Genomic DNA, 7,132 nt, shown 5'->3' on the forward strand with positions numbered 1-7,132 from the left:
CACTCACAACTAACGCCCTTTTCCGAACAAAACAATCTCAACAGTTCTTATCAAAATTAGGATATCCAACAGCAGACTTTGGTGTTTTACGTAATATAAATCAAATTTAAGCTTTTCCATGGAGTCTTCAACACTTGCCCCATAAGGATAATTAAGCTGCGCCCAGCCGGCTAAGCCGGGCTTAACGTTGTGGCGTTGGTTGTAATATGGCACTTCTTTGACCAGTTGCTCAACAAACTCCGGGCGCTCCGGACGTGGTCCGATGAAAGACATTTCGCCTTTGAATACGTTGATCAATTGAGGTAATTCGTCGATTCGGTATTTACGGATAAAAGCACCAATGCGGGTAACCCGATTGTCGTTCTTGGTTGCCCACTTTGCCCCGTCTTTTTCGGCATCGGGCCGCATACTGCGAAACTTGATAATTTTAAATAACCGCCCGTTTTGCCCAACACGCTCCTGTTTATAGAACACTGAGGTTTTCGTTCTGCGTCCATCATCAAGGTAGATGATCATCGCTGTAATAAGCATAAAGGGCCAGGTAAAGAACAAAACAAACAACGCAAGCACTGCGTTCATCGAATAGTCAAGCGCATCACGCAGATAGTTTTGCGAATGGAAACCGTTGGAATAGATGACCCAGCTCGGGTACATGAGGTTTACCGCAATCTGGCCGGTTTCCCGTTCCATAAAATCCAGCAAATCCGTGACTTCGATACCGCGTAAACGGCAATCGAACAGAATTTCTATTGGCAATGTACCCCGTCGTTGGTCGCAGGCGATTACAATTTCTTCAATGTCATTTTCAACCACAAAATTACGCAGACTTTCATCTACTTTAACGTGGATGATCTTTTCATTTTTTATCCCGTCTTCCCGGTTATCTCCCGGCACGGGCACAAAACCAAGTAGTTCGAAACCCAAACGGTCGACATCACGTCGCATCCGCTTTTCTATAATCGATGCCCGTTCTCCGGCTCCGAGTACAACCAAACGAACACGACCGAGTCCCAACAAACCAAGACGATTAGTAAAATATCGGAAAAAAACCAGCGCGATAATATTCAGACATATTGCGGTGGGCAGATAGTAAGAGTGCATGTCCAGCGAGGCAAACAGAGTGCCGGTGAGAATTTCGACAATAAAATAGCTCAGGCCCAAGCTCACAAAGATACGCCGGATAATCCCCCTGAAGGTCTCTCGGAGCTTTGCTTCATAAAGACCCACAGACAATGAGCAAAGCAGCACTGAAAGCGTGATCAGAAAGATATTAATTGTCAGATTTTCGATATCAGGTTCAGCAATCAGGTTTAGCTGAACCAAAATAAAGCTGGTAATGTAACCCACATACGAAACAAGCAAAGCTTCTGTGATAACCAACGCGTTAGAACGCTTATTCTGTCTGTTTTTTGCAACTGCCATATTGTCTTTTACCAGCCTGTTATTGACGTAATTTCCGCTGTCGGGATTTATGATATGACATTTTTTTTGAATGAGATAGACTAATTGCTCACTATCGCATTATATTAGTGACTAAATTTTAACAACAGACTCAAAAAGTCTGATAAGTTGAGACGTCACCCGTCAATTAATTTGTTAAGTACAGGATAGAAAAGCATGGAAAAGGTAAATACCAGGTTATTACTCGCTGCGGCTGCACTGGGAACTTTACTGACCGGATGTAGTGGAACCAGCAGTCTACCCCAGGCTACCACGCGTCCCTCACTCACCACGGATGTTAATGACTACAAATATCTGATTGGCCCGGGTGATAATGTGTCAATTTTTGTTTGGCGTAACCCTGAAATCTCAGGAAGCTTCGTGGTTCGTCCCGATGGTAAGGTTACTACTGCGCTGGTTGAAGATCTGGATGTTTCAGGTCGTACCCCAACAATGCTGGCAAGAGAAATCGAAGAAAAATTATCGACTTACATCAACAACCCTCGAGTTACCGTGAGCGTAAACGGTTTTTCAGGTCCGTTAAGCGAACAGGTTCGCGTAATCGGTGAAGCGACCAACCCAACAGCAATTAACTACACAGAGCATATGACGCTGCTGGATTTAATGATCGCTGTGGGTGGTTTGACCGAATTCGCTGACGGCAACGATGCAAAGCTTATTCGAGTTGTGGATGGGCGCCAAAGTACATACAAAATCGCCATTGACGACTTAATTCGCGATGGCGATATTTCTAAAAATGTGGATATGTTACCTGGTGATATCGTTATTATTCCAGAAGCATGGTTCTAGAAATCAGAATCGTAATCACTGTGTCTAATTAGCGGTAAACGGACGAAATCATGCAGGAACTGCAACAAACTATTGAGATGGTCCTCGATTATATTCGTGGGATTTGGTTAAAAAAGCGCTACATTATGCTTTGCTCGTGGCTAATCTGCCCTATCGGATTTGGCTATGTGGCAATGATGCCCGATGTTTATAAGTCTCAAGCTGTTGTCTTTGTTGACACCCGCTCGATGCTTCAACCTTTGTTGAGTGGTTTAGCAATACAAACCAATCCTCAGCAAGAAATTGCGATGATGGCACAGACGCTGTTAAGTCGCTCCAACATCGAGATTATCGCCAGGGAGTCCGACCTCGACATTACAGTAAATACTGCTGAGGGCTACACCAATCTGATTAATACGCTTAGCAAAAATATCAGGCTGGACAGAACTGGCAGAAATAATATTTATAATATTTCCTACTCTAACCGCAATCCAGAACTTGCTAAACGTGTGGTTCAGGAAACACTGGATTTGTTCGTTGAGGGAAGCTTAGGTAACAACCGTAGGGATACCGATACTGCCAGTCGCTTTCTGGATGAGCAGATTTCAGAATATGAAACCCGCCTAATCGAAGCTGAACAACGCCTTGCTGATTTCCAGCGTCGCTACAATGATATATTACCGGTTTCGGGCTCATTCTACTCGACACTCCAGGGAGCAAACAGCAATCTGGAAAGCACTCGATTGCAAATCAGAGAATTACAGCAACAAGTTTCATCGCTTAAAAGCCAAATGACTTCAGGTCGGGCTACTGATGGATTTGATGTTCGTCAGGGCGATAACACGCCGGTGATTACAACCCGCTACGATAACAGAATCAAATCTCTGGAAGAGAAGATCGATCAGTTGAAGTTGCGATTTACCGATAAGCATCCCGATGTGATTGAAGCTAAGAGCTTGTTAGCTTCGCTCGAACAATCGCGCCAGGATGAACTGAAAGCTTACTTTAGCGAAACAGCCGAAGACGGAGACGATACAAACTTAAGTCCGCTTGCCACAGAATTAAAGCTTGAGATTAGCCGTCTCGAAGGTCAAATCGCGTCGCTGCGAGTCAGGGAGAGTGATTTTGAAGCTAAAATTCAGGAACTAAGAAACAAAATTGATCTGGTCCCGCAAATTGAAGCGGAGTCCACTGCTCTGAATCGTGATTACGGTATTACTAAGCAGAAATATGAAGAATTGTTACGTAGAAAAGAAGCGGCAGAGCTTTCACGTCGCGCCGATGTATCATCCGAAGAGTTGCAGTTTAGAATTATCGAACCACCGTTGGTGCCAGATACACCTACGGGGCCTAAACGACTCGTGTATTATACAGGTATTCTTGTTCTTGGTTTCGGTATGGGTGTTGCACTAGCATTCGCTATCAGTCAAATCAGGCCAGTGCTGGTCCGTGGCAGACAATTAACAGCCCTTACATCGTTCCCGGTTTTAGGTGCGGTGACGCATTTAAACCTGAAGCAGATCCAACGTAGAAACCGTTTACGAGTGTTCCTGTTTATCTTATCCTCCGGGGCAATTGTAACCATGTATGCTATCCTGCTGGCAGCAGAAGTAGCGCATGTTAACCTGGTAGAGAGGTTCCTATAATGGCTAATAACACAATAGAAAAAGCCTTGCAGCGCCAAAGAGAAGCTGCAGCCAGGCAGGCCGCTCAGCAAGCAGAGAGTGCTCAGGAAGACAAGAAATCATCTACCATTGAGCGTACCCTGGAAAAACAACAGGCGGCAAAAACTGATCTGCCTGTTGAAACACCAGTAACAGAGGGACAGGTCAAAACCAAGCCAACACCAGCAAAGTCAAAGCCTGGGGCTGCAGTTAATGCGGATAATGAGGCGTTGCGCCTGACCATAGACCTCGAAGAACTTGATGAAAGAGGCTTTGTTTCTGTCAGCAATGCTCGAAAATTAATTAACGAAGAATACCGGGAAATTAAGCGTAAGTTGCTAAGAAATGCTTTTGGCGCACTGTCGAAGACACTCAATAACAGCAACATCATTATGGTGAGCAGCGCGCGCCCATCAGAAGGTAAAACCTTTACAGCAATTAACTTAGCGTTAAGCTTTGCCGCAGAACAGGATAAAACCGTTCTATTAGTAGATGCTGATGTTCTTAAGCCAAATGTTACCAGAACCTTGAGGGTAAATCCCGGCGAAGGCCTTATGGAATATCTGTTGGATGAAAACAAGGATATCTCTGATGTGCTCTATCGTACTAACGTAGATAAACTGAGAATTATCCCTGCTGGTCAAACGCATCATTTGTCTACTGAGTTATTAGCCAGCGAACGAATGAACGAGACGATTGATGAGTTTTCCAATCGTTATCCTGATCGTATTGTCATTATCGATACCCCACCATTAATTGGTATTAATGAATCAGCAGTACTGGCGAGTTTTGCCGGTCAGGCGGTTATAGTTACTGAGGAGGGCCGAACCAAGTTAAACGATATTAATAATATCGTCGACAGGCTCAACCCTGATATGGCGGTGGGTTTCGTGGTTAACAAAGCTGTTAACGAAAGCGCCGATAATGGTAATTACTATGGCTACTACTACGGTAGTGGTCCCTCTGAATAGACAGCGATAAAGGACAGCTTGTGGAAAGGATTAATACATTTCGCCCGGCATTTATCGCGACAGCTGTGGCGGTAGCGTTTAGTGCTAACGTATATGCTGACATCCAATTTCGGGGTGCCGTAGATGCATCTCTGGTAAATCAATCTTTTGACACAGAGAGTGAAAATAGCCGCTACGAAGATAGAAACGCGTTACAGATTTCTCCTACTCTAACCGGGATTTATACCAGCAAAAAGGCCAGTGCTACCGTGTCCGCTACTCACCTTTATCAACGTTTCGAACTTGATGAAGGCAGTAGTTCGACTAATTTCACGGAATTCAACTATGCTGGCAATCTCAGTGTCATTGATAACGTATTTCAGATTTTCGGCAGCGGCTCTCAAGGATATCAGTCCTATCGTCCGGAAACTTACATTTCCTCCGATTATCTCCTAAATTCGGATGACTTGACCAAGATAACCACGCACAGTGCTGGAGCCAGGTTGAACGTACCTCGCGGTGACATTTGGGGTTTAAGCGTAACCGGCCAGTATATGGAAACGAAGTCTGATAACACACTTGAAGAAGTAGAAGGCGACAGTACTTCCCCCTTTAATCAGTTTATTGACTCTAAGGGCGTTTCGGCAAATGCTTCATTGGTGAATGGCGATTGGTTCAGAAACGCTTACTGGCGTGCTAATGCAACCTATCGTAAAACCGATCGGCAGGACCGAGGAGAATTTGAATCGTTATTCGTAAATGCTGAAGTTGGTTATAACCTTTACTATGATTTTGGGCTCTTGCTCACAGCTACCCACGAAGAAAATGACATTGCAGGTGAATTGCAGAACTTCTTTGCTCGTTTCAACAATCAGTTTTCAAAGTTTAATACTTACGGGGTCGGTTTAAACTATCGTCCCGCTGAAGGCCGCTTTTTCAATGTTACGCTCAATAAGATATCCACTGAAGGTGAAGACGATGGAAAAACCTTTGTAGGAATATCTACTAGTTGGCAATTTTCGCCGCGCACCAGTGTTCAGGCTCAGTATAATCGCCGCTATTATGGCGAAGCTGCGACATTTAGCCTCAACCACGGCACCAAACGAATACGTACATCAATCTCCTACCAGGAGCGAACCACAACATTTTCAACTATGATGTTCGATGTTGCCGATGCCGGAACTTTTGTTTGTCCCGCGGGTTCAGTCGATATTCTCGACTGTTTCCAGCCTGATACCCTGAATTACGAATTACAGCCAGGGGAACAGGTAGTTCAATTTAGCCAGTTAATCACGGAATTAACCGACCAGGTTATCTTACGTCGCCAGCTTGGTAGTAGTATTGGTTATCAACGGCGAAACTTAAAGCTATCATTGGATGGCAGATATATCGATACGGAATACAGTATTGACAACCGTCAGCAAATCCAGAAATTAATCGGATTGAACGCAAACCTTGAGGTTGGCTCAAGAACTTCCATTTATAGTCGTTTTCAGTTTTCACAGATTAACAATACAATCGACGACGCTGGGCGCGATACTGATGCAAGCATGTACTCCATCGGCATTCGCAACAGATTGTCGAGAAGCTTATCTGTGGGTGCTGATGTACGTTATTTGGATAATGAAAATACCAGCGGGATAGGCAGAGATGTGTTTGATTTCAATGAAACTCGCATATCACTTACCATGACCTACAACTTCCAAAGTAACAGACAGTAAAGAATCCACCTTCTAAAGAAGGTGGCTTTGCGTTAACCCCCTAAAAGGGGGCCTTCTATTCAAGGGCTAGCTGAGCTTGCTCTTGTCTTTCAACCTTCTCTTGGTGACGAACATACCGTCTTATGATCTCTTCGTTTATCCCAACTGAGTCAACGAAGTAGCCTCTTTGCCAAAAGTGGTTGCCCCACATCTTATTCTTTCTCAAATGCGGATATTTGCTAAATAGCTTCAATGCTATTTTTCCTTTTAAAGCTCCCATTAAATTCGATATGGATAACTTTGGAGGAATTTTTACTACCAGATGGACATGGTCAATCTGTACATTCAACTCCACTACTATGCAGCCGAGTTGCTGGCAATACACGTGAATACACCTGTAAACATCTTTGCCTAATTTATTCTTCAAAACCCTAAACCGATACTTCGGCGTCCAAACTATGTGATATTGACATCGCCAGAACACATGCGATGCTTGCTCGTATCTACTCATGTTAATTTCCTTTTTGACTTCGCTAAAAATCAAAGGGAGATTTAACATGGGTAGGTATACGGGCAAAGCCCTACCATG

General features: G+C 44.1%; 6 protein-coding genes. 4 read left to right on the forward strand and 2 right to left on the reverse strand.

Annotation, left to right across the window (positions count from 1 at the left end; all coding sequences use genetic code 11):
• Nucleotides 1-9 precede the first annotated feature (9 nt).
• Complete coding sequence (locus tag C6Y40_RS06685; RefSeq protein ID WP_105933915.1) at nucleotides 10-1,422, reverse strand: TIGR03013 family XrtA/PEP-CTERM system glycosyltransferase; 1,413 nt, start codon at nucleotides 1,420-1,422, stop codon at nucleotides 10-12.
• Nucleotides 1,423-1,617: 195 nt separating this feature from the next.
• Here C6Y40_RS06685 and C6Y40_RS06690 point away from each other — a divergent pair, with 195 nt between their 5' ends.
• Genes C6Y40_RS06690 through C6Y40_RS06705 form a run of 4 tightly spaced genes read left to right on the forward strand, consistent with a single transcriptional unit; the run spans nucleotide 1,618 to nucleotide 6,564 of the window.
• Nucleotides 1,618-2,250: an XrtA/PEP-CTERM system exopolysaccharide export protein gene (locus C6Y40_RS06690; RefSeq protein ID WP_105933916.1), complete on the forward strand. Its 633-nt coding sequence runs from the start codon at nucleotides 1,618-1,620 to the stop codon at nucleotides 2,248-2,250.
• A 50-nt stretch (nucleotides 2,251-2,300) separates the two neighbouring features.
• Nucleotides 2,301-3,875 carry an XrtA system polysaccharide chain length determinant gene (locus tag C6Y40_RS06695; RefSeq protein ID WP_105933917.1) on the forward strand — a complete coding sequence of 525 codons (1,575 nt, stop codon included), beginning with the start codon at nucleotides 2,301-2,303 and terminating at the stop codon, nucleotides 3,873-3,875.
• Entirely contained in the window at nucleotides 3,875-4,864 is a 990-nt protein-coding gene (locus C6Y40_RS06700) for an XrtA-associated tyrosine autokinase (protein WP_105933918.1), read from the forward strand. The genes C6Y40_RS06695 and C6Y40_RS06700 overlap by 1 nt, the downstream gene beginning before the upstream one ends.
• Before the next feature lie 20 nt (nucleotides 4,865-4,884).
• Entirely contained in the window at nucleotides 4,885-6,564 is a 1,680-nt protein-coding gene (locus C6Y40_RS06705) for a porin family protein (RefSeq protein WP_105933919.1), read from the forward strand.
• A gap of 55 nt (nucleotides 6,565-6,619) precedes the next feature.
• Here the strand turns inward: C6Y40_RS06705 and tnpA are convergent, their stop codons facing one another.
• Nucleotides 6,620-7,054: an IS200/IS605 family transposase gene (gene tnpA / locus C6Y40_RS06710; RefSeq protein WP_105933925.1), complete on the reverse strand. Its 435-nt coding sequence runs from the start codon at nucleotides 7,052-7,054 to the stop codon at nucleotides 6,620-6,622.
• Nucleotides 7,055-7,132: the final 78 nt, after the last annotated feature.

Source organism: Marisediminitalea alba, assembly GCF_002993365.1.
Classification (GTDB): Bacteria; Pseudomonadota; Gammaproteobacteria; order Enterobacterales; family Alteromonadaceae; genus Alteromonas; species Alteromonas alba.